Below are 23,565 nucleotides of genomic sequence, written 5' to 3'. Positions count from 1 at the left end.
TTGTTGCCCGGCGTCATTCTGCGCTTAATCCTTGCGGCCGAAAAGGCGTTCGATATCGGAAAGCGGCAATTTGACCCAGGTGGGCCGGCCGTGATTGCACTGGCCGGATTTCGGCGTCCGCTCCATCTCGCGCAGCAGGGCGTTCATTTCCTCGGCCGTCATCCGCCGCCCTGACCTGACCGAGCCATGACAGGCCATCGAGGACAGAACCGCGTCGATCCGCCCGCGCAACCGGTCCGATGCGCCCTGATCGGCCAGATCATCCAGAATGTCGCGGATCAGCGCGGCGGCGTTCAGCTTGCCCAGCAGGGCCGGAACTTCGCGCACGGCGATGCTGCCGCCGCCAAAGGGTTCGATCACAAGGCCCAGCTGGGCCAGATCATCGGCAATCGTCAGGATCGTGGCGGCATCGGCGTCGGACAGGTCCACGATCTCGGGGATCAGCAGCGCCTGCGAGGCGATGCCATTGGCCTCGGCCTGGGCCTTCAGCCGCTCATAGACCAGACGTTCATGCGCGGCGTGCTGGTCGACGATGACCAGCCCGTCCTGCGTCTGCGCGATGATGTAATTTTCGTGGATCTGGGCGCGCGCGGCGCCAAGCGGTGCCGTCAGTGGTTCAGGCTGGGCAGAACTGTCGGCCACCGGGTCCATCCGGGCCGAGGGCATCTCGGCAAAGCCGGGTGCGGAAAAGGCGGGCGCGATTGGCGCCTGCGCCAGATAGGCGGCCTGCCGCGCGGGGGCGCTTCCATGGTTGGCGCGATAATCCATCTGATAGGATCGCGGGGCCGCCGGTGTTTCGGGCTGGAACGCGCCAAGCGTGGCCGCACCCACCGTCGAAGAGGCGCGATGCCCGGCACCTGCCAGCGCATGCCGCAGGGCGCTGACCACCAGCCCGCGTGCCAGGCCGGGATCGCGAAAGCGCACCTCGGCCTTGGCGGGGTGGACGTTCACATCCACAAGCTGCGGATCGCAGGTCAGAAACAGGGCGGCGGCGGGATGGCGGCCACTGGCCAGCACATCCATATAGCCCGCCCGCAGCGCACCGATCAGCAGCTTGTCGCGAACCGGGCGACCGTTGACATAGATATGCTGCGCCACCGCAGCGCCGCGCGAATAGGTCGGCAGGGCGGCAAAGCCGGTCAGGGTGATCTCGTCCCGCGTGGCGTCGATGGGCAGGGCGTTGTCGATGAAATCGCGGCCCATGACGCGGGCAAGGCGGGCTTGCAGCGCGCCGAACAACTCGCCCTGTTCGGCATCGGCGCGAAACACCATGCGGTCGCCATCGGTCAGGGTGAAGCCGACGTAAGGCTCGGCCATGGCAAGGCGTTTCACCACATCGGCGATGGCCTGCGCCTCGGCCCTGTCGGTGCGCAGGAATTTCAGCCGGGCAGGCGTGGCGAAGAACAGATCGCGCAGTTCCACCACCGTGCCGCGATTGCCGGCGGCGGGGCGAACCGGGTCGATGCGCCCACCTGTGACGGCGATCATCGCGCCGTCCTGACCCGCTGCGCGCGAGGTGATGGTCAGCCGACCCACAGCACCAAGGCTGGGCAGCGCCTCGCCCCGAAAACCAAAGCTGCGGATGTTCAGCAGGTCGCTGCCGTCGATCTTGCTGGTGGCGTGTCGGGCCAAAGCCAGCGGCAGGTCACCTGAAGTCATGCCGCAGCCGTCATCAGACACGCGGATCAGGCTTTTGCCGCCATCGGCAATGGTGATCTCGATGCGGCTGGCGCCAGCATCCAGCGCGTTTTCCACCAGTTCCTTGACGGCCGAGGCCGGGCGCTCGACCACCTCGCCCGCCGCAATACGATTCGCGGCGGTTTCGTCCAATTGCCGGATAACGGGGCGGATATTGGGGGCGTGGCTGTTCATGTCGCTAGATATAGCATCGCGAGGTGGGTGCGGGAAGCAAATCCTGTTGCGATCTTTCCAATCCCGGAAACCCGATGCAGCACCGTGCGTTGAGCCTGCGAAGCAAATTCAACCAGAGGGGAATAAAGATGAACAAGATTGTTACTGTTCTGGCATGCGTTTCGGCGCTGGCCCTTGCTGCCTGCGGGCCGAATGCCCAGACCCGTGCGGTGACGGGCGGTGCGACTGGCCTTGCGGTGGCCGGTCCGGTGGGCGCTGCGGTGGGTGCCGCTGCGGGCGGCACTGGTGCGGTGCGGGTTAACCCCTGATCATTGCCGGCTTGTGTCGGGCTTGCCCAGCACAGAAAGATCACGGACCGCAGGCCGGGAAACCAGCCTGCGGTCTTGTCGTCTGGATCAGTTCGTTTCCGGGGCCGATCCGTCGTCGGCCTGGGCCTCGGTTGCCTCGGCGGCGATGCCCTCGGGGCGGCCAACCAGCACGAAGCGCAACTGATCGGCATCCAGCAGGCGTTCGGCCACGCGCTGCACATCCTCGGCGGTGACGGCCTCGATCATGGCATTGCGGGTGTTGACGTAATCGGCGGGCAGGCCGATCAGCTGCATCCCCGCAAGGATGCCCGCAATTGAGCCATTGCCGTCAAAGCGCAGCGCGTATTCGCCGGTCAGATAGGTCTTGGCATCGGCCAGTTCCTGTTCTGTCACGCCTTCGGTCATACGGTCCCATTCCTGACGGATCAGGGCGACGCCTTCGCCGACCTTCGCATTGGCGCTGGCCATGCCGCCGGCCCAGGTCTGGCCATAGATTCCGGTCGCCAGCCCGGTGCCGATGCCATAGGTCAGCCCGCGCTTCTCGCGGATCTCGTCCATCATGCGCGACGAAAACCCGCCACCGCCCATGATGTGATTGGCGATGGTGGCGGCGAAATAGTCGGGGTCTTCGATGGGCAGGCCGGGGCCGGAAAAGGTCACGATGGTCTGCGGGCTGTCCCAGTCAACAACGGTGACGCCGCCGGTCAGCTGCAACTGGGCCTGTTCGGGCAGCGGCGCGGTGCCGGTTTCGGGCAGCCCGCCCAGGATCGTATCCAGCATCAGCCCCAGCTCATCCGGGGTAATGTCGCCTGCCGCGCCGACCAGGACGCGGTCGCGGGCCAGAACGCTGTTCTTGGCCACCACCAGATCCTGCCGCGTCAGCTTGCCGACCGATTCCGCCGTGCCGTTGACCGAGCTGCCATAGGGATGATCGCCCCAGGCCAGCTGCGCCATTTCCTTGGCGGCGATGGTCTGCGGATCGGTCGCCTCGGACCGGATGATTGATTGCACCTGCGCCCGCACCCGTTCGATGGCGTCATCGTCAAAGCGCGGCTGGGTCAGCGCCAGCTTCAGCAGATCGGCCGAGGCATCGCGATTCTCGGTCAGGGTGCGAAAGCCGATGGTCAGGGAATCGTCGCCGGCGTCGAAGCTGAACCGCGCGCCAAGCGACTCGGCGGTCTGGGCAAATTCGGTGGCCTTCATCTGGCCGGCGCCCTCTTCCAGGGTCGCGGTCATCAGGTTGATGGCGCCGCGCTTGCCCGCCGCATCCAGCGAGGCGCCGCCTCTGAAGCTGAAGGTGACGGCGGTGAAGGGGATCGAGTGATCCTCGACCAGCCAGGCCTTGATGCCGCCGGGCGAGGTGACCTGCTGGATCTCGATCGCATGGGCCGGGACGGCCAGCAGTGTCAGGATCAGGGCGAAAGCGGCGCGGATCATCCCTGCGTCTCCTCTTTGGTGTTGGCATCCTGGGCAGGGGCGGGCAGCAGCCAGCCGGTCACGCTGGCATCGCTGTCCAGCACTTCGCGGGCGGCGGTCATGACGTCATCGGCGGTGACCTCGGCCAGAATGTCGGGCCAGTCGTTGACATCCTCGATGGTCAGGCCGGTCGTCAGGCCCTGACCGTAATCATAGGCCCGACCATGGGCGGAATCCTGGGCATAGATGCGGGCGGCGCGGATGCCGGTTTTCACACGTTCAAGATCTTCGGCGTCGGGACCGTCTTTCAGGAATTTCGCCAGCACGGCGTCGAATTGCGCCTCGGCCTGTTCGGGGGTCAGGTTGTCGGCGGGCACCATGGACAGGAAAAACGTCGTCGGATCGACCGCCAGCCCGTCATAGCCCGCCCCCACCCACAGCGCCTTGCCCGGCAGCGCCAGTTCGCGCCCCAGAACCGAGGTCTGCATGGACCCGCCCAGCAGTTCCGCCAGCACCGTCAGCGCGGCGGCGCGTTTCTGGTCGCCGGGGTTGCGTTCGGTGGCCAGCGAGGTGCGGATCATCGTTGGCTGGGCAACGCGGGCATCGACCCGCTGCATGCGACGGGGCGATGCCTGTTCGGGTTCCTGCGGGCGGATGCGCGGCGTGTCATCGGCGCGGGCCGGGATGGGGCCGTAATACTGTTCGGCCAGTTCGCGGGCGCGTTCGGGGGTGACATCGCCCGCAAGGATCAGGATCGCGTTGTCGGGGGCGTAATGGGCATCATACCAGGCCAGCGCGTCGTCGCGGGTCAGCCCCTCCATCTCGGCGCGCCAGCCGATCACCGGGCGGCCATAGGGGTGGTTATAGAACTGCACCGCGTTGCGTTCCTCGCCGAACAGGGCGCGCGGATCGCTGTCGGTGCGTTGGGCGCGTTCTTCCAGCACCACGTCGCGTTCCGCCTGCCAGTCATCCTCGCCGATCTTCAGATTGGCCATGCGATCCGATTCCATTTCCATGATCAGCGGCAGGCGATCGCTGGCGATGCGCTGGAAATAGGCGGTGTAGTCGTAAGAGGTAAAGGCATTGTCCTTGCCGCCATTGGCGGTCACGGTCTTGGACAATTCGCCGGGCGCCAGCTTGTCGGTGCCCTTGAACATCAGATGTTCCAGGTAATGTGCGATCCCCGATTTGCCCGGCGCCTCGTCCGCCGAACCGATGCGATACCAGACCATCTGTACCACGACCGGGGCGCGGTGATCCTCGATCACGACGGTTTCCAGACCGTTGGGCAAGGTGAAATGGCTGATGCCCTCGGGCATCTCGGCCAGTGAGGCCGCGGGCAGAACGGCAAGCAAGGCCGTCAGCAGAAGGTTGCGCATCGAAAGCTCCGTCAGGGTCGTCTGGAAGGTGCAGCCAGCGGCGACCGGACGCAAGACAGGCTCGCGCGTTTGTGTCGGGGATGCGCGCCCGACCGGCTGCATTCATGACGTGGCTAATTTGCCGACGACACGAAAATCGCGGCAGACGCCCTGCCTATAAGGCCAGATTGGCCCAATTCGCTCTGGCCAAGCGCGATTTGATTTGATTTTTATGTCCTGTTGAGTAGCTAGCGCGCATGCCCCCCGAGCGTAAGGACGAGTAGAATGGTTTTCCCGGTCAGCAACCGCCAAGATCACATGACAGCCCTGCAATTTGGCCTGTCGCGATTTCGGCAAAGCACGGCCCTGATCGGGGCAACCTTGCTGTTCTGCCTGTCGGGCGTTCAGGCGGATGCGCGGATACTGTTCTACAGCTACGGCGACAACGTTGTTCCTGTCGACAGCGATACGCCGCCCAATCCGATCTCGGGTGGTGTCTGGACGGGGGATGGCTCGGTCAACAACTGGCGTCGCCTGCGCGACAGCGGATACGATACCAACCTGACCGATTTCGACAGCAATGACGATGCCTTTTTCGGCTCTTCGCAGGTCGGAACGACGATCAACGTCGAGATTGATGGCGGCTTCTTCGATGAGATCAGCGCCGATAGCATCGTCGTCACCGAGGGGACCTTTGCCTTCAACGACCCCGTCGCCGCAGGCAATTCCGGCACGCAGACGCTGTCTGGGGATTTGCTGAGGGTCGAGGATGGCGGCGCGCTGATCCTGAACGTCCATACCGTCATCGACGGCGCGGTGACGATTGAGGGCGCGGCGGTCGTCAATGGTGTCGATGTTGCCGCCGGCTCGCTGACGATCGCAACGGGTCGCCAGTTGCAGGTCGAGGACAGTGTCAACGTCGGTGGCGGGCTGACGATGGCTGCGGGCAGCACGGTCACGGGCGATGTGATCGTGGCAGCGGATGGAACCGTCGATCTGAATGCGGCATCGCGGATCACCGGCACGCTGACGCTGGCGGGCGAGGGCGATGTCATCGTATCCCGTGTCGGTGGATTGGTGGTCCAAAGTGGCGCCGACGTTACGGTTGGCGGTGGCACGGCCCAGCTTGATGGCCGTCTGACCAACCTGGGCGATTTGTCGCTGGGCATTGGCAACTATGGCGGCGGTCTGGCAAACACCGGCACGGTGAATCTGATCGCAGATGTCACCTTCGGCACGCAGGTGGCGCCGCGCACCATCACCAACGGCTCGGCTGATGCCGGCGTCAGCGGGACGATCCAGGTTGTCGATAGCAGCAACCGGATCTTGCAGGCCACCGGAACGTTCGAAAACTACGATATTCTGGATGGCGGGACCGCCGGCGGCACGCTGACGATTCAGGCCGCCACGATCAATATCCATGACCGCTCGGTTCTGAATAATACTGTCGTTCTGTCCGGGGCGATCAACAACAGTCTGGCGGGGCGGGCCGCGAACGGCAATCTGGGGCTGGATCTGGCGCATGTGCCGCAGCTGAATGGCGCTTTCGTCAATAATGCGACTGCGAAGGCAACCGTCACGCAGGACGTCATCGGCAACAGCCAAGACTTTACCAACGGTGGAACATTGTGGCTGGCCGGCGCTGCCGGTACCGAAATGACCGGGCTGGACGAGTTTATCAATACCGGCGGGGTCGATATTGCGGCGGGCAATACGCTGGGCGCAACGACCATCAACCACAACGCGGGCTTGTTCAACAGCCGGGGCACGCTGATCGGCGCGGTCACGTCCAATGCCACTGCGAACATCCGGGGTACTATCAACGGCAGCTATGAGGTGGCCGGCGGCACCACCACCATTTCAAGCAACTTGGCGGTGAATGGCTTGTCCGGCGCGCCTGCCGGTGGCGTGATCGAGGTAACCGGCGGCAATCTGAACGTCCTTGGGGGCGTCACGGTCACGACCGAGCGGTTGGTCAATGACAGCACGCTGAACCTTGACGCCGGGTCGTCCATCGTCGGCGCCGTGGAAAGCAGCGGGACGTTCACGGGCGCTGGTGGGATTGCCGGCAACCTGACCTTTACCGGCACGGATTCCGGCTTTACCGGCACGTCGCTGACCGTCAGCGGCTCGGTGATCAACGCGCGCACCGATGACGCGCTGGTGTCAGAGTTTAGCAACATCACCTACGCGGCGCTGGAAAACCGGGGCACGCTGACGGTGGATCAGGCGGTGAATGGCGCCCTTGTGAACGATGCCTCGGCGACGCAGCTGACGGTGAATCGGGTCGTCAATGGCAACCTGACCTCGGCAGCGGCGACGCAGCTGAACAACAATGTCAACGGCCGGCTTACCATCAACGGCGGGGTCACGACCGTGGGCGTCCATGCGGGCGATCCGACCATGACGGTGACGGTTGGCGGCCCGGATGCGCTGGACCTGATGATCGGTGCGAACGGCGAACTGCGGGTATCCGAGGCCAACCTGGTGTCAAACGGGGTGATCCGCGCCACGGGCAAGGTGGATCAGCGCGGGGCCTATACGATCACTGCGCCGCGGCTGGTCATCTCGGGCAACAGCGACAGTATCCTGCGCGGACGGCTTGAGGGTGAACTGACGGTCGACAGCGCCGGCAGCGTGACGCTGGACGGCGCCACCATTATCGGCGCGGCGACGAATAACGGCACCATCCTTGGCGGTGATGACAGCAGCCGCGCGGTGCGGCTGCAAGGCGGGTTTACGAACAACCTCAGCGCGACATTCGGCACGACCGCTCAGGTCGCGGCGATCACCGGGCTGCTGCGCAACAACGCCGGCGGCACCGCCAACATCGTGGGCAACGTCATCGCGGGCGGGGGGCAGGCCGGCAATGTCGACAACCTGGGCAACCTGACCCTGACCGGCAATGTCGCCGGGCAGGTCGGTAACAGCAGCAGCCTGACCCTGACGGGCAATGCCGGCAGTCTGATCAACAACGCCCAGGGCGTCGCCATCGTCACAGGCAATATCGGCACGGCCGGGATTCTGACCGATCTGGACGTGACCAACGCCGGCAACCTGACCGTGACCGGCAATATTGCCAACAGCCTGCAAAACACCAGCACGGCGACGATCACCGGCACGATCGGCGGGAACGCGACCAATACCGGCACGCTGAACCTGTCCGGCACCGTGGGCCAGATCGCCAGCAACGTCGGCGCCGGTTCGATCCTGAACATCACCGGCGATTCCCAGATCACGCGGCTGGACAGCCAGGGCCGCACCAACATTCTTGCGGGCAACCGCCTGAACATGACCAGTGACCAACTGGTCAACCGGCAGGGCGCGACCATCAATGTCAGCGGCACCCTGGGCCGTTCGGTGCCCGGTTTGCTGGACGTGCAGAACCGCGCTGGCAGCACCGTCAATGTTGGCGTGACCGGCACCCTGGCCGGCAGCCTGGCCAATGGCGGCACAGCCACGGTGAACGGCAATGTCGACGGCAATGTGCTGAACATCGGCACCGGCACACTGACCCTGGGCGGGGCTGCCCAGATCGACGGCCAGCTTGAAAACCGCAACGTTCTGAACGTGACCAGCACCAATGCGACCGTCGATGGCGGTCTGGTGAACAAGGCCCGCGCGGTGACCACCGTGACCGGCCGGCTGAATGCCAACGTCACCAACCAGGTCGGCGGGCGGCTGGTGATTGATGGCGGCACGGTTGCCGGCGATATAACCAATGACGAGGGGGGCCGGATTCTCAGTGGCGGCACCATCATCGGCAATGTCTTGAACTCGGGCACGTTTACCCTGGATGGCGCATCCGGCCGCACCACCTATGTCGAGGGTAATTTCACCAATCAGGAAGGCGCGCTGCTGACGCAGAACGCCAACAGCTCGCTGCTGGAGGTGACCGGGACCCTGCTGAACTATGGGACCATCTCGACCGGCGCCTTTGGCGAGATCCGTATCAACGGCACGGTCGATAACGCTGGCGTGTTGGAGGGGCATGTCATCATCAACGGTGACATCAACAACACGAACCGGATCGTTTACACCTTTGATACCGAACTGATCGACGATCTGACCAACAGCCCCGATGGCAGCGTCGATGTCAGGGCCACGGTTACCGGCCAGGGCGACAACGAGATCATCAACCGCGGCACCTTCCTTGTGCGGAACGGCGGCGAAATGGTCGAGATAGGCAGCTTTGACAACCAGAGTGAATTCACCATCAACCGCGGTGGCCGGATTCAGGCCGATACCTTTACCAACAGTGCCGGAACGCTGACCAATGATGGCCGGATCGTTGCCAATGTGATCAACCGCGAAGGCGCGATCCTGACCTCGACCAACAGCATCGTCGGCAACCTGCAAAACGAGGGCACGGCAGACCTGTCGGGACTGTTGGCCGGGCGCCTGACCACCGTAAATACCGATACCGACCGGACCAGCATCGTGGGCGATCTGCGGGTCACCCGCGGGGTCAGCAATGCGGGTGATCTGGTGATCGCCGAAGGCGCTACGCTGACCTCGGACCGGCAGATCGAGAACCGCGTGTCGGGCGTGATCCTGGCCGATGGCACCATCGTCGGCGATGTGAGGAATGCTGGCGACCTGCGGCTGCGCAACGGTATGGAAGGCAATCTGAGCAACAGCGGCTCGACCCGGCTTCAGGGTGTGCTGACGGGTGACATGCAGAACGCCGGGCTGGCCAGCCTGTCGGGCCAGATCACCGGCACCCTGACGAACCTGGCCGATGCCGATGCGGGCCGCGAGTCGATCCAGATCATCGACAGCCTGCGGGTGGGCGCGGTCGCCAATCGTGGCGGCACGCTGACCGTTGATACGGATCGCAGCCTGACCGTCGATGGCCTGCTGCGCAACCTGGGCAGCGGCGCACTGGTCATTCGCGGGGATGTGACCGTCGGCGACAGCTTGGTGAACCTGTCAAGCGTGCGGATGCGCATGGCCGAGGGCTCGACCCTGACCGGTGATCTGCGCAACGAAACCGGCGCAACCCTGCGCGGGACCATTGATGGCAAGGTGACGAACCGTGGCGATGTGGATCTGGCGGGGCGGATCACCGGCGATCTGATCAACGAAGGCGGCAGTTTCGATTCGATCGGCGATCTGGTCGTTGACGGGCAGATCATCAACCGGCGCGAGCCGCTGACCGGCGGGATGACCGTGCCGGGCCAGCCGCAGCTTGCCCCCGGCGATCCGGCGGCCTTCGTGGTGACGGAAAATACCACGGTGACGGCTGCGGGTGGACTGACGAACGACGCCTATTCGACCGTTACGGTCAACGGCAATCTGGTTGGCGATGTCACCAATGATGGCACATTCGATCTGAACAACCGGCTGACCGGCAACCTGGTCAATAATAGCCAGGCCTCGCTGCAAGGGCTGATCACCGGCAACCTGATCTATGCCGAGGACAGCGCGATCTCGCTGGATGGGGCGTTGCGGGTTCGCGGTGCCTTCGATGCGTTCAACGACTTCACGATTGGTCGGTCCGTCCAGTTGGAAGTAGGTCGCTATATCAACCGCGCCGGCAATCAGCTGACGGTCAGCGGCACCCTGAACGGGGCTGTCGACAACCGGGGCACGCTGCTGGGCCTGAATGGCGGGCAGATCGGCAGCCTGCACAATATCGGTGATTTCATGGTGGGTCGGGCGGCCGATACCGCCGGCACCAGCTTTACCGTAGACGGGGCTTTTGCCAATAACAGCACTGTCGACATGGCATCCGATGGCGCGGCCGATGATGTGCTGAACGTGAACGGCAATGTCAGCGGCACCGGCACCTATAACCTGTATCTTGACCTGGATGCGAATGGCGGGGCCGGGGCATCGGATCTGGTGGTGGTGCGGGGCGGTGCCGTGACCGGCGAGATCACGCTGAGCTTTACCCATGACGTGACCGAACCGGCGGCAACCGATGAATCGCGCCGGATCCTGGTCTTTGACGTCGATGGCAGCCAGGGCAGCGCCAACAACTTTACCTATGATGTCGAGAACCTGCCGCCAGCCAGTGAACGGATCATCTATTCGGTGTCGCGCGACAGCGTGTCGGGCGATCTTTACATGATGGATTCGATCAACCCGGCGCTTGGTGCGCTGGCCGGCAACCTGGCGCTGACGCAAAGCCTTATCGGCTCGGTCGTCAACCGGCCGTCCAGCCCCTTCGTTCCGGGGCTTGCCGGCGGCGCGGGCGACAAGCCCTGCGGTGCGGGTGCCTGGGCCCGTGCCGTTGCCGGTCGCGCCAGTGCGACGGGCCAGACCTCCAGCGATCAGTTCACCGTCGGCAGCTCGATCGAGGCCAGCTATCGCGGCCTGCAATTCGGCGGCGACCTGGCCTGTTTCGAAGGAAGCGTCAGCGGCTGGAACGTCGCGGTTGGCGTGATGGGCGGTGTCAACGACGGGACGACCACCCAGCCGATCTATGTCAACGATCCGACCGACCCCTCGCAGCTGACCGGCGTTCTTGGCAGCGTCAACCACGGCGATTTCCGTCAGCTTTATGGCGGTGTCTATGCCACGGCCAGCCGCGGCCGCTGGTTCCTGGACCTTCAGGCCCGCCGCGAGCGCACTTCGTTCACCATCAACAACGAACCGATCGGTGACAATAATGGAGGCTTGCAGCTGAGCGATTCGGAGTTCGACAGCAACGCCACCACGATCAGCGGTGCCGTCAGCTATGCCTACACGCTGCCGCGCGAAGGCTGGATGTTCGTGCCGACGGCGGGCTTTGCCTTCTCGAACCTGTCGGTGGACACGATCTATTTTGACCGCGATACCGCGACTGGTCAGGACGCTGAATTGCAGATCGAGGACAGCAAGAACCGCGTCGGCTTTATCGGCGGGACGGTGTCCAAGACCTTTGTGAACCAGCAGAAGGAATCGATCATCCACGCCTTTGGCACCGCGACGGTCTATAAGGACTTTGCGCCGGAAACGTCGTCGGTCTTTATCATGCGCGATGCGACGGGCGCGGTCGACCGGACCGACGGGCTGGCTTCCAGCAACCTGGGCACTTATGGGGAACTCAGCTTCGGGGCCAACTATTCCAAGCTGCTGAAGTCGGGCAGCGCCCGTTCGCCGCGCCAGTTCAACGCCTCGATCCGGGTCGATGGCCGGACAGGTGATGTGCTGGACAGCTATGGCGTGACGGCGCAGGTGCGGTTGCAGTTCTGAGAAAGATCGTTCTGGTCTTGACCAAGCAGGCCGTGTCGCGGAATCTGCGCCGCGCCCGGCGCTGATACAATTATACGGGGAAGCCAATGTCCTGGTTCAGCAAGGTCGCCTGGAAAGAGGGGCTGTTTCTTCAGCCGCAACATCTGCAACAGGCCGACCGCTATCTGGAAAATCTGGTCCGTGCGCGGACCGATGTGATCACGCCCTATCCCTGGGGTGTGGTCGAGATGCAGATCGACCGCGACATGGCCCAGCAGGGCCGCATCGGGTTGCGCGCCGTGACCGGGATCATGCCGGATGGCACGCCTTTTGACGCGCCCGGCACCGGCCGGCTGCCCACCGCGATCGAGGTTCCCGACGATGCCGCCGGCAGTTTCGTCTGGCTGACCCTGCCCGATGTGTCCCCAAATACCCGCGATGCCTCGCCCCTGGACGAAGGCAATGCCACGACCCGCTGGGGTGTGGTGGCCGAGACGGTCGGCGACAGCGCCAGCAGCGCCCGGATCGAGCAGGTGCTGGAGCTGGCCGTGCCCCGGCTGGAACTGGCCGTGCGCAAGACCCCGCGCCCTGGCTATCAGAACCTGCGTCTGGCGCGGATTACCGAGGTGCGCGACGGCGTGGTCAGTTTCGACGATACGATTCCGCCGCCCTCGCTGGTGCTGGGCGCGCATCCGCAGGTTCTGGGCTGGCTGACCCGCGTGATCGGCTGGATCGAGGCGCGGCTGGAAACACTGGCGCGCTATGCCAGCGATCCCTCGGCCGGGGGTGGGATGCAGGCATCGGACTATCTGATGCTGATGTGTCTGAACCGCGAGATCGGCGTTTTGCGCCACCTGAACGGGATGCATGCGGTGCACCCGGAACGGCTGTATGAACGGCTGGTCGCGCTGGCCTGCGAATTGGCGACTTTTGACAATGCCAGCCGGCTTGCCCCGCAATACGAGGCCTATGACCACGGCGATCCCAAGGCCAGCTTTTCGCCGGTCGTGCAGGATATCCAGCGCCTGCTGAGCCGCGATATCGGTCGCGCGATCCGGCTGAAGCTGCGGCAGGTGCGGCAGAACAGCTATCTGGCGCAGGTCGACGACCGCAACCTGTTCCGCGAGGCGACCTTCGTGGTCGAGGTCGAAAGCGCCAAGCCGCAAGGTCAGGTGCAGACCCAGTTCCCCGAATTGTGCAAGGTCGGCCCGAACACCCGCATGAACGAGATCGTCAACAACAACCTGCCGGGTATCCCGTTGCAGCACCTGCCGAACCCGCCCCGGCAGATCAGGGTGTTGTCGTCGAACGTCTATTTCCGGCTGGAAAAGAACGTGCCGCTGTGGCGCGAATTTTCCACCGCCCCCGCCATCGGCATGCATTTCGCCGGTGACTGGCCCGAGCTTAAGCTGGAGCTGTGGGCCATACCGGAGAAGGGTTGATGGCAGGACGCGACGACGAAAAGACGGTTTTCGGCGGGCCTTTGTCCGGCGGTGGCGGCCAGAACCGGCGCCCTGGTCAACAGGGCCAGGGCGGGCGCGAACAGACCAACCTGCCGCAATCCGACAGCCCCTTCGGTCGCCGCGATCAGCAGCCCGGTGGCTTTGATGCCGGCGCAGATGACCGCACGGTGATCGGCGGGCCTGGGGCTGGGCCGGCGCCGGGGCAATACGGATCACAGGGCGGCGCGCCCGCTTCGCCCTCGGGGTCGCCCTTTGGCCAGCAGCCGGGGGGCCATGGTGGTGGCTATGGCCAGCAGCCCCAGGCGCCGGGCTGGGGCGGCGCGCCGCCGCAATCATCGGGCAATACCTGGCTGGGTGGCCCGCAGCAGCCGGCCTATCAGCAACCGGGCGGCTATCAGGGCTGGCAGGGGCAGGGCGGCGGCATTGGTCAGGCACCGGGCGGCGACCGGGGCTTTTTCCCCGATATCCCGCGCGACCGCGGCCAGCAGGCCGCGCCGATGCAAGGCCCGAAAATTCCTCTGCAACAGGCCTTGCAGGTCAAGGGGCTGGGCAAGGGCGCCTCGACCAACCCGATCCTTGCGGCCGCCGCGCCGCTGCTGATCCTGCTGGGCCGGCTGCGCACCGGGCTGGTCGAGATGCAGGCCGCGCCGCTGATGGATCACGTGACCCGCGAGATCGACCAGTTCGAACGCAACCTGCTGTCGGCCGGCGTGAGCCCGCACGAGGCGGCGGTGTCGAAATATGTCCTGTCGGGCACGGCCGATGACATTGTCCAGAACCTGCCCGGCGCTGACCGGGGCGACTGGCTGCAATATTCGATGGTCGCGCGGTTCTTTGGCAAGCGCGATTCCGGGGTGGGGTTCTTTCAGGAAACCGAAAAGGCGATGCAGGCGCCGGGGCAGTATTACAACCTGCTGGGCCTGATCCTGACATGCCTGAACCTCGGATTCGAGGGCCAGTATCGCACCATGCCCAATGGCGGGGTCGAGCTGTCGCGCATTCGCAATGCCATCTACGAAACCCTGCGCCGCGTCACGCCGCGCCCGGACGAGGATATTTCCGTCACCTGGGCGCCGGTGGTGCAGGGCAAGGGCCGGCGCTTTGCCGCTGTTTCCGTGCCCGCCATTCTTGGCGGCGCGGCGATCCTGCTGCTGGGCGGATATGCGCTGTTGTCGACGCTGATCAATCGCGATGGTGCCGCCGCAGCCGAGGCGCTGCGCGCGCTGCATCCCGGCAGCGCCATCATCGCCATCGAACGCACCCCCGGCCCGGTCTATGTCGCCAAGCAGGAACAGCTGGACCGTATCCGCGAGGCCTTTGCTGCCGAGATCGCCGACGGGCTGATCAGTGTCGATGAGAAGGGCGACTATATCTCGATCCGGGTGGGCAACCAGCTGCTGTTCGACAGCGGCGCCTTCGAGGTGCGCGAGGAATTTGCCCCGCTGGCCGGCCGTATCACCCAGGTGCTGAACGCCGAGGGCGGGCCGGTTCTGGTGCAGGGCTTTACCGACAACGTGCCGATGCGCGGCACCGGACGGTTCAAGAATAACGAGGAATTGTCGATGGCCCGTGCCCAATCGGTGACCGACACGCTGGCCGGCAGCATCGACGATGCCGAACGGTTCCGCGTCGAAGGCAAGGGCGAGGCCGATGCCGTCGCCGCCAATGACACCGAAGAGGGCCGGGCGCAGAACCGCCGGGTCGAGATCATGCTGGCCAAGGAGGGCACCTATTGAGGATCCTCGGCATCATTCCCGTGCCCCGCATTCGCCTGCGCAACCAGCCCTGGCTGCGCGTGCCGCTGACGATTCTGGGGCTGATCCTGTTCGCCGTGGCGGTCTGGATCGGCCTGCCGATGACCGGCTGGGGCCTTGGCAGCACGATCTGGTTCCGCCTGACCGTGATTGGTGTGGTCTGGGGTATCTTCTTCCTTGTCTGGTTCATCCGCTGGCGCCGCCGCGTCCGCGCCGCCCGCGAGATCGAGGCCGCGCTGGTCCCCGAAGTTCCCAAGGGCGACGGCAAGGAACTGGCCGAACGGATGGAACAGGCGCTGGCCACGCTGAAGAAATCGGGTGGGGCGTCCTATCTGTATGACCTGCCCTGGTATGTGATCATCGGCCCTCCCGGCGCCGGCAAGACCACCGCGCTGGCCAATTCGGGGATCGAGTTCCCGCTGTCTCAGGCCGAGGCGATTTCCGGTTTCGGCGGCACGCGCTATGCCGATTTCTGGTTCGCCGAGGATGCGGTTCTGATCGACACCGCCGGGCGATACACCACGCAGGACAGCGATGCCGAGGCCGACAAGGCCAGCTGGGACGCTTTCCTTGAGCTGCTGAAGAAATCCCGGCCGAACCAGCCGATCAACGGCGTGATCCTGTCCTTCTCGGTCGAGGACATGATGACCGAAGATCCCGCGACCCTGTCCCAGCATGCCGAAACCGTGCGCAAGCGCCTGTCCGAGGTGCACGAGGTGCTGAAGGTCGATTTCCCGGTCTATGTGATGTTCACCAAGGCCGACTTGATTGCCGGGTTCCGGGAATATTTCGCGTCCTTCAGCCTCAGCCGGCGCAAGCTGGTCTGGGGTGCGACCTTCCAGACCGAGGATCGCAAGGCCATCACCATCGAGGCCGTGCCGGGCGAGTTCGACAAGCTGGTCGCGCGCCTGTCGGACGAGGTTGTGGACCGCCTGTCAGAGGAACCCGATGGCATCTCGCGCATCGCCATCTTTGGCCTGCCGGGCCAGATGGCGCTGTTGCGCGACAATGTGACCGATTTCCTGCGCCGGGTTTTTGAGCCCACGCGCTACAAGACCAATGCCATTCTGCGCGGCTTCTATTTCACATCCGGCACGCAGGAAGGCACGCCGATTGATCAGGTGCTGGGCGCGATGAACAAGGCCGGCGGCGGGGTGACCTTCCAGCCGTCCTTCATGTCGGGCAAGGGCAAAAGCTATTTCATCCATGATCTGCTGCGCCGGGTGATCTTTGCCGAACAGGGCTGGGTCAGCCTGGATGAAAAGGCGGTGCGCCGGTCGATGATCCTGCGTGGGCTGGCCTTCGGGTCGATTGCGGCGGTGACGGTGGGGCTGCTGGGTGGCTTTGGCATCAGCTATTGGAAGAACGCCCGGCTGGTCAGCACCGCCGAGGCCCAGACCGCCACCTATGCGACCGCCGTGTCGCAGGAATTGCAGCGTCAGGTGATCACGGATCCCGATCTGACGCCGATCCTGCCGCTGCTGAACGATCTGCGGGGTATTCCTGCGGGTTTCGGGCAGCGCACGGTCTGGGAACGGTTCGGCCTGTCGCAACGTGACCGCGTGGCCTCGGCCGCCGAGGATGCCTATTCCGACGCGATGGAGCGGATGATGCGGCCGCGCATGATCCTGGATCTGGAACAGCAGATCCCGCAGATCATCCGCGACGGCGAAACAACCGAGATCTATCGCGCGCTGAAGGTCTATCTGCTGTTGGGCGGGCAGGGCGAAAAGACCGATGACGATGCCATCCGGTCCTGGTTCGATCAGCGCTGGCGGCAGATCTATGTCGATCGCGCCGGTGTCGACATGCGCGGGCAGCTGGATCAGCATCTGGCCTCGATGCTGGTGATGGACAATGACCGCAACCTGCTGGTCGATATCGACCAGGCCACCGTCGATGCTGCGCGTCAGGCCATCGCGCAATTGCCGGTGGACGAACAGGCCTATGCCATCCTGCAAGACGGCATCGCGGCATCGGGCCTGCCCGACTGGTCGCTGATCCGCGCGACCGAGCCGAATGGCGATATGGTCTTTGCCAGCCGCGACGGGTCGGAACTGTCGACCATGATCGTGCCGGCGATGTATACCTATGAGGGCTTCTGGTCCTATTTCTATCCGGGCCTGGAAGAGGTCGGACAGAAACTGCGCGATGACCAGTGGGTGCTGGGCGACCTGGCCAACCGCGCCGAAATCGAGGACCGGCTGAACCGGCTGGACCGCGACCTGATGGAACGCTATCGGCGCGAGTTCAAGGCGGCCTGGGATCAGGTGCTGAACAATCTGGCGCTGACCAACCTGTCGGCCGACAAGCCGCGCTATCAGGTGCTGGAGGCCGCCGTGTCGGCCAGCGCCTCGCCGGTGCTGGCGCTGGTCAAGGCGGTTGATGCCGAAACGCGCCTGACGCGCGAATTTGAAGGGATCGACGCCGACGCCGTCGCCGCGATGAACGGGGGCGGCGATGCGGCCGGCGCCGCCGGGGCGCAGGTGGGCAATGCCGTTGCCGATCGCATCCGCAGCCGGTCCTCGGGCGTGCAGCGTATCCTGCTGGATGCGGCGGCCAGCGGCGCCAAGACGCAGAACAGCGCGTTGGGCGGCCTTGCGGGTGGCAACGGCGGTCAGACCGAAAGCGCCACGCGCCCGATCGAGCTGATCGCCGAGGATTTCGAGAACTGGCACGAGATCCTGCGGGGCGAGGTGGGCAAGCGTCCCATCGACACGCTGTTGGGTAATCTGGGTGCGGTCTGGCAGAACCTGCGGCTTGCCGAACAAAGCCCAGATCAGTCGGCTGCCGTCCTGCCCTCGCTGTTAAACAGCCTGACGCAGTATAACAGTCAGCTGCCGCAGCAATTGGCCGGGCTGGTGAACGAGGCCGAAGGCGATTTCCAGCAGGATGCCAGCGATGCCAGCCTGGAACAGATGAACCGGGCGCTGTCCGACCGGATCACCTTTTTCTGCCGCGAGAACATCACCTCGGCCTATCCCTTCACCGATTCCTCCCGCAGCCTGTCGATCGACAATTTCGCGCGCTTCTTCGGGCCGGGTGGCGATATGGAACGGTTCTATACCGAATATCTGGAGGCCTATGTCGAACGCAGCCCCGAGGGGTTGCGCTATCGCCAGGACAAGCCGCTTGCCAGCCGCATGTCGGTTGCCGCCTTGGCGCAGTTCCAGCGCGCCGAGATCATCAAGCAGGCGTTTTTCGCCGGTGGCGGAACCGAGCCGAATGTCGACATCACCGTCACCCAGGTCGATGCCCATCCCACCGTCGAAAGTGCGATGCTGTCGATCAATGACGCGATCATCCCCACGGTCGTCGGCTCGCTGCCGCAGACGATTACCTGGCCCGGCACGGGCAAGGCCACGGTGCTGCAACTCAGCCCGGCGCTGAACCAGCCCTCGCAGATGCGGTTCGAAGGCAGCGCCTGGACCTTCATGCAGTTTCTGGATGCCGCCAGTTCCGGCAGCCAGAAGGGCGATACGCTGCGGGCGACATTTGTGGTGGGCGGTCGCTCGATCACCTATGATTTCACCATCAACGCGGTGAAGAATCCGTTTACAATGCGGGAATTGCGGCAGTTCGAATGCCCGCAAAGCCTGGAATAGGTCGGGGCAGCAGGAGAGGCGATGGCATCACCCGGCATCTATGGCAAGCATCCCGCTTTCGGCGATTTCATTTCGGCCGGGCTGCCGGTGCTGGCTGAAAGCCATATGGTGCCGTGGTGGACGGGGCTTCTGTCGGAAACCCGCGACTGGCTGGGCGACAGGTGGGAACCTGTCTGGGATGCATCGCTGCCGATCCGGTTCTGGATCGGCGGGGCGATCTGGGGCGGCCCGCATCTGCATGGCGTGGCGCGCGCCAGTCGCGACAAGGTCGGCCGGCGCTATCCGCTGATTGCCGTGGCCGAGACGGCGGGCTCGCCGCCCATCGTCCAGTCGGATCAGCGCTTTTACCGGGCAGCCGAGGCCGAGATGGCCGCCGAAATGCGCTCGGCCGATGATTTGCAGGCGCGGCTGGCGGCGCGGACCGGGGGGGTGGCAATGGTCGATCCGGCGGTGTCGGCGACCTTCTGGGCGGCCAATCCGGCGCTGGACGTGGCCGATCTGCTGACCCAGCTGGATGCGACCGACCGGGTGCGGGCGGTTGGCGCACGAAGCTATTGGTGGGTGGCGGCCAGCGAGGGTCGGGCCAGTGCGGTTCTGGCCTGTGACGGGTTGCCTCAGGCGGGCGAGATGGCCTGGCTGCTGGCCGGTGTACATGCCGATACGCTGACCGCGGCAAAACAGCGGGCGCCGCGCCCGCAGATCGTACCGAAGGAAGAGGGTGGGAATGCCGGGCGAAACTGATCTGTTCCTGTTCGACACGGGGGCTGGAAGTGATACCGGCTGCCTGCGCGAGCATAACGAGGACAGCTATCTCAGCCTGCCCTCGGCCGGGGTCTGGGTCGTGGCAGACGGCATGGGCGGCCATCAGGCTGGCGATGTGGCCAGCGGCATCATCACCGGCGAGATCGAAAGCGTCGGCGTGCCGGTATCGGCCCAGGACCAGCGCGCGCGCGTGTCGGAACGGCTGGACCGGGCGCATAACCGCATCCTGTCCTACGCGGCCGAGATCGGCCATGTCACCGTCGGCGCCACGGTCGTTTCGCTGTTGATCTACGAGGCGGGCTTTGTCTGCATGTGGGCGGGCGACAGCCGCATCTATCTGATGCGCAATGGCCGCCTGTCGCGGCTGACGATCGACCACAGCGAGGCGCAGGAGCTGCTGGCATCAGGCGCGCTGACCGAGGAAGAGGCGCGCAACTGGCCGCGCAAAAACGTGATCACCCGTGCCATCGGCATCCATGAGGGGCCGAATTACGAAACCGTCACTGGCAGCGTGCGTGACGAGGATGTGTTCCTTTTGTGCAGCGACGGCCTGACCGAACATCTGCTGGATGAGGAACTGGCCGAGCTGCTGGCAGACCGCCATCTGGGCGCGCAACAGATGGTCGACCGCCTGATCGACGAGACGCTGCGTCGCGGTGCGCGTGACAATGTCAGCTGCATCGTCGTACGCTGTCTGCCTCGGTACCATGAGGTGCATCAGCATTGACTGGCAAGCGCGACAAGGGTGACGAGAAAGGGAGCCCGACGCGGAACTCGTCGTCCAGCCCGCCGGCCGACGATCGCACGCGACTGTCCGATCCGCCCCCTGCCGATGACCGCACGCGACTGTCCGACCTGCCCAGGCCCGCCCCCTCGCCGCTGGACCGCGACGACGGCGGCTCGATCCCGGACGGGTCGCTTGGGATTCCGCCGCCGGGCGGGTCTCCGGCCAATCGCGTGGTGGAAACCGGCGTTCTTATCAACAACAACTACCGCATCCAGCGGATGCTGTCGGCGGGCGGCATGGGCGAGGTCTACAAGGCCGAGAACGTGTTCACCGGCGATCCGGTGGCGGTCAAGATCGTGCTGCCCAGCCTGGCCAGCGATGACGGAATCGTCCAGCTGTTCAAGCGCGAGGCCCGGATTCTGGGCCAGCTGAATGACAGCGCCATCGTGCGATACCACAACTTTGTTCTGGATCAGGGGCTGGGCCGTTACTGCCTGATCATGGAATATATCAACGGCAATACGCTGTGGGACCAGGTCGATAGTTTCGGTCCGGTCCGGCCTGATTCGGCGCTGCATCTGATGGGGCGGCTGGCGCATGGTCTGGGCAAGGCCCATACCCGCGGCGTGACCCATCGCGACCTGTCGCCCGACAATGTGATGCTGCGCGCCAATCGGATCGAGGACGCGGTGCTGATCGACTTTGGCATTGCCCGCGCCGTTGATTTCGGCGAGGGCACGCTGGCTGGCCGCTTTGCCGGCAAGTTCAAATATGTCTCGCCCGAGCAGCTGGGCCATTACGGTGGCGAGATCGGCCCCGCCGCCGATATCTATGGCATGGCGCTGATGGTGGCGGCGGTCTTGCGCGGCAAGGCGCTGGACATGGGCGGATCTGCGGTCGAGGCGGTCGAGGCCCGGCGCGGGATCCCCGACCTGACCGGCCTGCCGCACGAGATCTTTCCGCTGCTTCAATACATGTTGGAACCCGACCCAAAGGCGCGGCCCGCCTCGATGCGGGATGTGGCGGATATGGTCGAGGATCCGACCCGCATCCCGCTGCGCTATCGCATGCCGCTTTGGGGGCAAGAGTCCGCAGCCTCTGGCCGGTTGGTGACGGGCTCATTGGGGCAGGCGACCTCGACCCATGGGGTCGAGCATACCTCGGACAGCCCCTTCGGCCCGGTCCCCGCGATGCCCGACCCGACCGCCGAGCCGAGCCGAAGGACGCCGCTGAAGGCGATGCCCAGATGGATGCCCATCGCCGCCGCAGGGGTGGCGTTGCTGTTGCTGGGTCTGGGGGGCTGGGCGGTCTTTGGCGGCAAGCAGGCGCCGCCGTCCCCGCCGGTGATCACCGCCTCGGGGCAGGGTGACGGGGCAGGCGATGGTCCGATGCTGCCGCCCCGCGACCTGACCACGCGCGAGGGATTTCTGGCGGAATTCGACCTTGGGGCCTGCGCACAGGTGCAGCGGACGGTGTCGGGGATGGATGCCGGCAAGCTGGCCGCATTGGCCGACCGCGAGATCGACTATGGCCCGCTGCTTGATGCCTATGGCAGCCGTTTCTCGGCCCGGCCGGAACTGATCGCCAGCCGTGTCACCCCCGAACAATGCACGGCTGTCGATTTCGTCCGCAGGCTGCAAGGCCGGGCCGAGCGTCCGCCCGTGATGTCGCTGGATGCCGCCAGCCTGTCAGAAGGCGGCACCGTCGCCGGCCGCGTGCGTGACGCGCAGGGCCGTACGATCTGGCTGTTTCTGGTGGCAGCCGATGGCGGGCTGCATGACCTGTCGTCGCGCCTGACCGCGCAGGCGGATGGCAGTTTCACCTTCAGCTTCGGCCTTGCCTTGCAGGGGCTTGGCGAACCCAGCCCGCAACTGATCGTTGCGCTGGCCAGCCGCAATCCGCTGATCGCGGCCACAGGCGCCTCGACTGGCGCCGCATCTGAACGGATTTTGCCGCAGGTCATGGACGAGATTGCCAAGACCGGCGGTTTTGCCGCCGCCGATATCGGCTTTTTTGAACTGACCCCGTCGGTTCAGTAAGACTTGAACATCCTGCATCTTCTATGAAATCTGGCCCAAAGACCAATAAAGGGAGGAATATGATGACATTTCACCGCCAAATGGCCGCTGCTGCGCTGGCCGCGCTTGCCTTTGCACTGCCCGCGCAGGCCCAGACTCAGCTGACCTATAAATCAGCCAAGACCGGCACGTCCTATTACCAGATGGGGGTCGAACTGGCCGAGGCCGTCAAGACCGCGTCAGACGGCAATCTGATCCTGACGGTCGAGGAAAGCCAGGGCTCGGTGCAGAACGTGATGGAGGTTCGGGCACGCGGCGGGGATTATATCTTTACCGCGCCGCCCCCGCTTGTGGCCGATGCGCAGGCCGGTGCGGCGGCTTTCGAGGGCAAGGGCGATGCCAAATTCGCCGAAATCCGGGCGCTGTTCCCGATCCCCTCGCTGACCATGCATTTCGTTCTGTCGGGCACTGAAGGCGGCACCGACATGGGCCAGCTGGAAGGCAAAAGCGTGCTTCTGGGCAAGGGCACCTTCAGCGCGACCGAGGGCGAGAAATACCTGAACCTGTTCGGGCTGATGGACAAGGTCAAGATCGCCGATGCCGAACTGTCCAATGCCGGTGATGCACTGAAGAACGGCCAGATCGACGCCTTTGTTTCCGCCAGCAGCTGGCCCGCGCCGAATATCATCGAGGCGGCGGCAGGCACCGGCGTGCGCATCCTGTCGCTGAGCGATGAACAGGTCACACAGACCGGCCAGGCGCGGGTGGAAATTCCGGCTGAAACCTATCCCGGTCAGACCGAGGCGATTGTAACCACCGGTCTGCCGGTCGTGGCCTTTACCACCACGGCGATGGACGAGGAAACCGCCTATCAGCTGACCAAGGATTTCTGGGAAACCCGTGAAAAGCTGGCCGAAACTGCCGCATGGTGGGCGGGCGTCAGCCCCGATCAGGTCGCCGGTATCGGCACCCTGCATCCGGGCGCCAAACGGTATTATGACGAGGCCGGCGTCGCCACGGGCGGATAAGAGAGGGCACGACAACAGGCAGCGGCCGGTCCTTTCGGGCTGGCCGCTTGCATGGCGCGGCCCCCGCCTTTAGGCCGGGCGCGCCGATACCGC

12 protein-coding genes are annotated in these 23,565 nt (G+C 64.8%); 9 read left to right on the top strand and 3 right to left on the bottom strand.

What is annotated here, in order from left to right; translation table 11 throughout:
- Nucleotides 1-24 precede the first annotated feature (24 nt).
- Nucleotides 25-1,872, bottom strand: coding sequence for a DNA mismatch repair endonuclease MutL (gene mutL, locus FNJ84_RS02825; protein ID WP_143791384.1), 1,848 nt, complete (start codon nucleotides 1,870-1,872; stop codon nucleotides 25-27).
- Between the two features lie 128 nt (nucleotides 1,873-2,000).
- On the opposite strand from mutL, the gene FNJ84_RS02820 reads away from it, so the two are divergent.
- Nucleotides 2,001-2,180, top strand: a complete 180-nt coding sequence (locus tag FNJ84_RS02820) for a hypothetical protein (RefSeq protein ID WP_143791383.1) — start codon at nucleotides 2,001-2,003, stop codon at nucleotides 2,178-2,180.
- Nucleotides 2,181-2,267: 87 nt separating this feature from the next.
- On the opposite strand, the gene FNJ84_RS02815 is transcribed toward FNJ84_RS02820, so the two are convergent.
- A complete protein-coding gene (locus FNJ84_RS02815) occupies nucleotides 2,268-3,617 on the bottom strand; it encodes a pitrilysin family protein (protein ID WP_185968396.1) in 1,350 nt (449 codons plus the stop codon).
- Nucleotides 3,614-4,975 (bottom strand): pitrilysin family protein, encoded by a 1,362-nt coding sequence (locus tag FNJ84_RS02810; RefSeq protein WP_143791382.1) that lies wholly within the window; start codon nucleotides 4,973-4,975, stop codon nucleotides 3,614-3,616. Before FNJ84_RS02810 ends, FNJ84_RS02815 begins: the two co-directional genes overlap by 4 nt.
- A 264-nt stretch (nucleotides 4,976-5,239) precedes the next feature.
- Here FNJ84_RS02810 and FNJ84_RS02805 point away from each other — a divergent pair, with 264 nt between their 5' ends.
- From FNJ84_RS02805 to FNJ84_RS02770, 8 genes are all read left to right on the top strand, one after another.
- Nucleotides 5,240-12,136 carry a hypothetical protein gene (locus FNJ84_RS02805; RefSeq protein ID WP_221931914.1) on the top strand — a complete coding sequence of 2,299 codons (6,897 nt, stop codon included), beginning with the start codon at nucleotides 5,240-5,242 and terminating at the stop codon, nucleotides 12,134-12,136.
- An 86-nt stretch (nucleotides 12,137-12,222) separates the two neighbouring features.
- Entirely contained in the window at nucleotides 12,223-13,557 is a 1,335-nt protein-coding gene (gene tssK, locus FNJ84_RS02800) for a type VI secretion system baseplate subunit TssK (RefSeq protein ID WP_143791380.1), read from the top strand.
- On the top strand, nucleotides 13,557-15,314 hold the full coding sequence (tssL, locus tag FNJ84_RS02795) for a type VI secretion system protein TssL, long form (protein ID WP_143791379.1): 1,758 nt from the start codon (nucleotides 13,557-13,559) through the stop codon (nucleotides 15,312-15,314). Before tssK ends, tssL begins: the two co-directional genes overlap by 1 nt.
- Nucleotides 15,315-15,334: 20 nt before the next feature.
- Entirely contained in the window at nucleotides 15,335-18,937 is a 3,603-nt protein-coding gene (gene tssM, locus FNJ84_RS02790) for a type VI secretion system membrane subunit TssM (protein WP_255471011.1), read from the top strand.
- 21 nt (nucleotides 18,938-18,958) lie between these two features.
- Nucleotides 18,959-19,678 carry a type VI secretion system-associated protein TagF gene (tagF, locus tag FNJ84_RS02785; RefSeq protein ID WP_143791377.1) on the top strand — a complete coding sequence of 240 codons (720 nt, stop codon included), beginning with the start codon at nucleotides 18,959-18,961 and terminating at the stop codon, nucleotides 19,676-19,678.
- Nucleotides 19,662-20,426 carry a PP2C family serine/threonine-protein phosphatase gene (locus tag FNJ84_RS02780; RefSeq protein ID WP_143791376.1) on the top strand — a complete coding sequence of 255 codons (765 nt, stop codon included), beginning with the start codon at nucleotides 19,662-19,664 and terminating at the stop codon, nucleotides 20,424-20,426. The genes tagF and FNJ84_RS02780 overlap by 17 nt, the downstream gene beginning before the upstream one ends.
- A complete protein-coding gene (locus FNJ84_RS02775; protein ID WP_143791375.1) occupies nucleotides 20,423-22,465 on the top strand; it encodes a serine/threonine-protein kinase in 2,043 nt (680 codons plus the stop codon). Before FNJ84_RS02780 ends, FNJ84_RS02775 begins: the two co-directional genes overlap by 4 nt.
- Before the next feature lie 62 nt (nucleotides 22,466-22,527).
- Entirely contained in the window at nucleotides 22,528-23,472 is a 945-nt protein-coding gene (locus tag FNJ84_RS02770; protein ID WP_143791490.1) for a TAXI family TRAP transporter solute-binding subunit, read from the top strand.
- The last annotated feature ends 93 nt before the right edge of the window (nucleotides 23,473-23,565 follow it).

The organism is Paracoccus sp. M683 (assembly GCF_007096355.1).
GTDB lineage: Bacteria > Pseudomonadota > Alphaproteobacteria > Rhodobacterales > Rhodobacteraceae > Paracoccus.
This window is presented reverse-complemented; position numbering and strand designations above follow the sequence as displayed.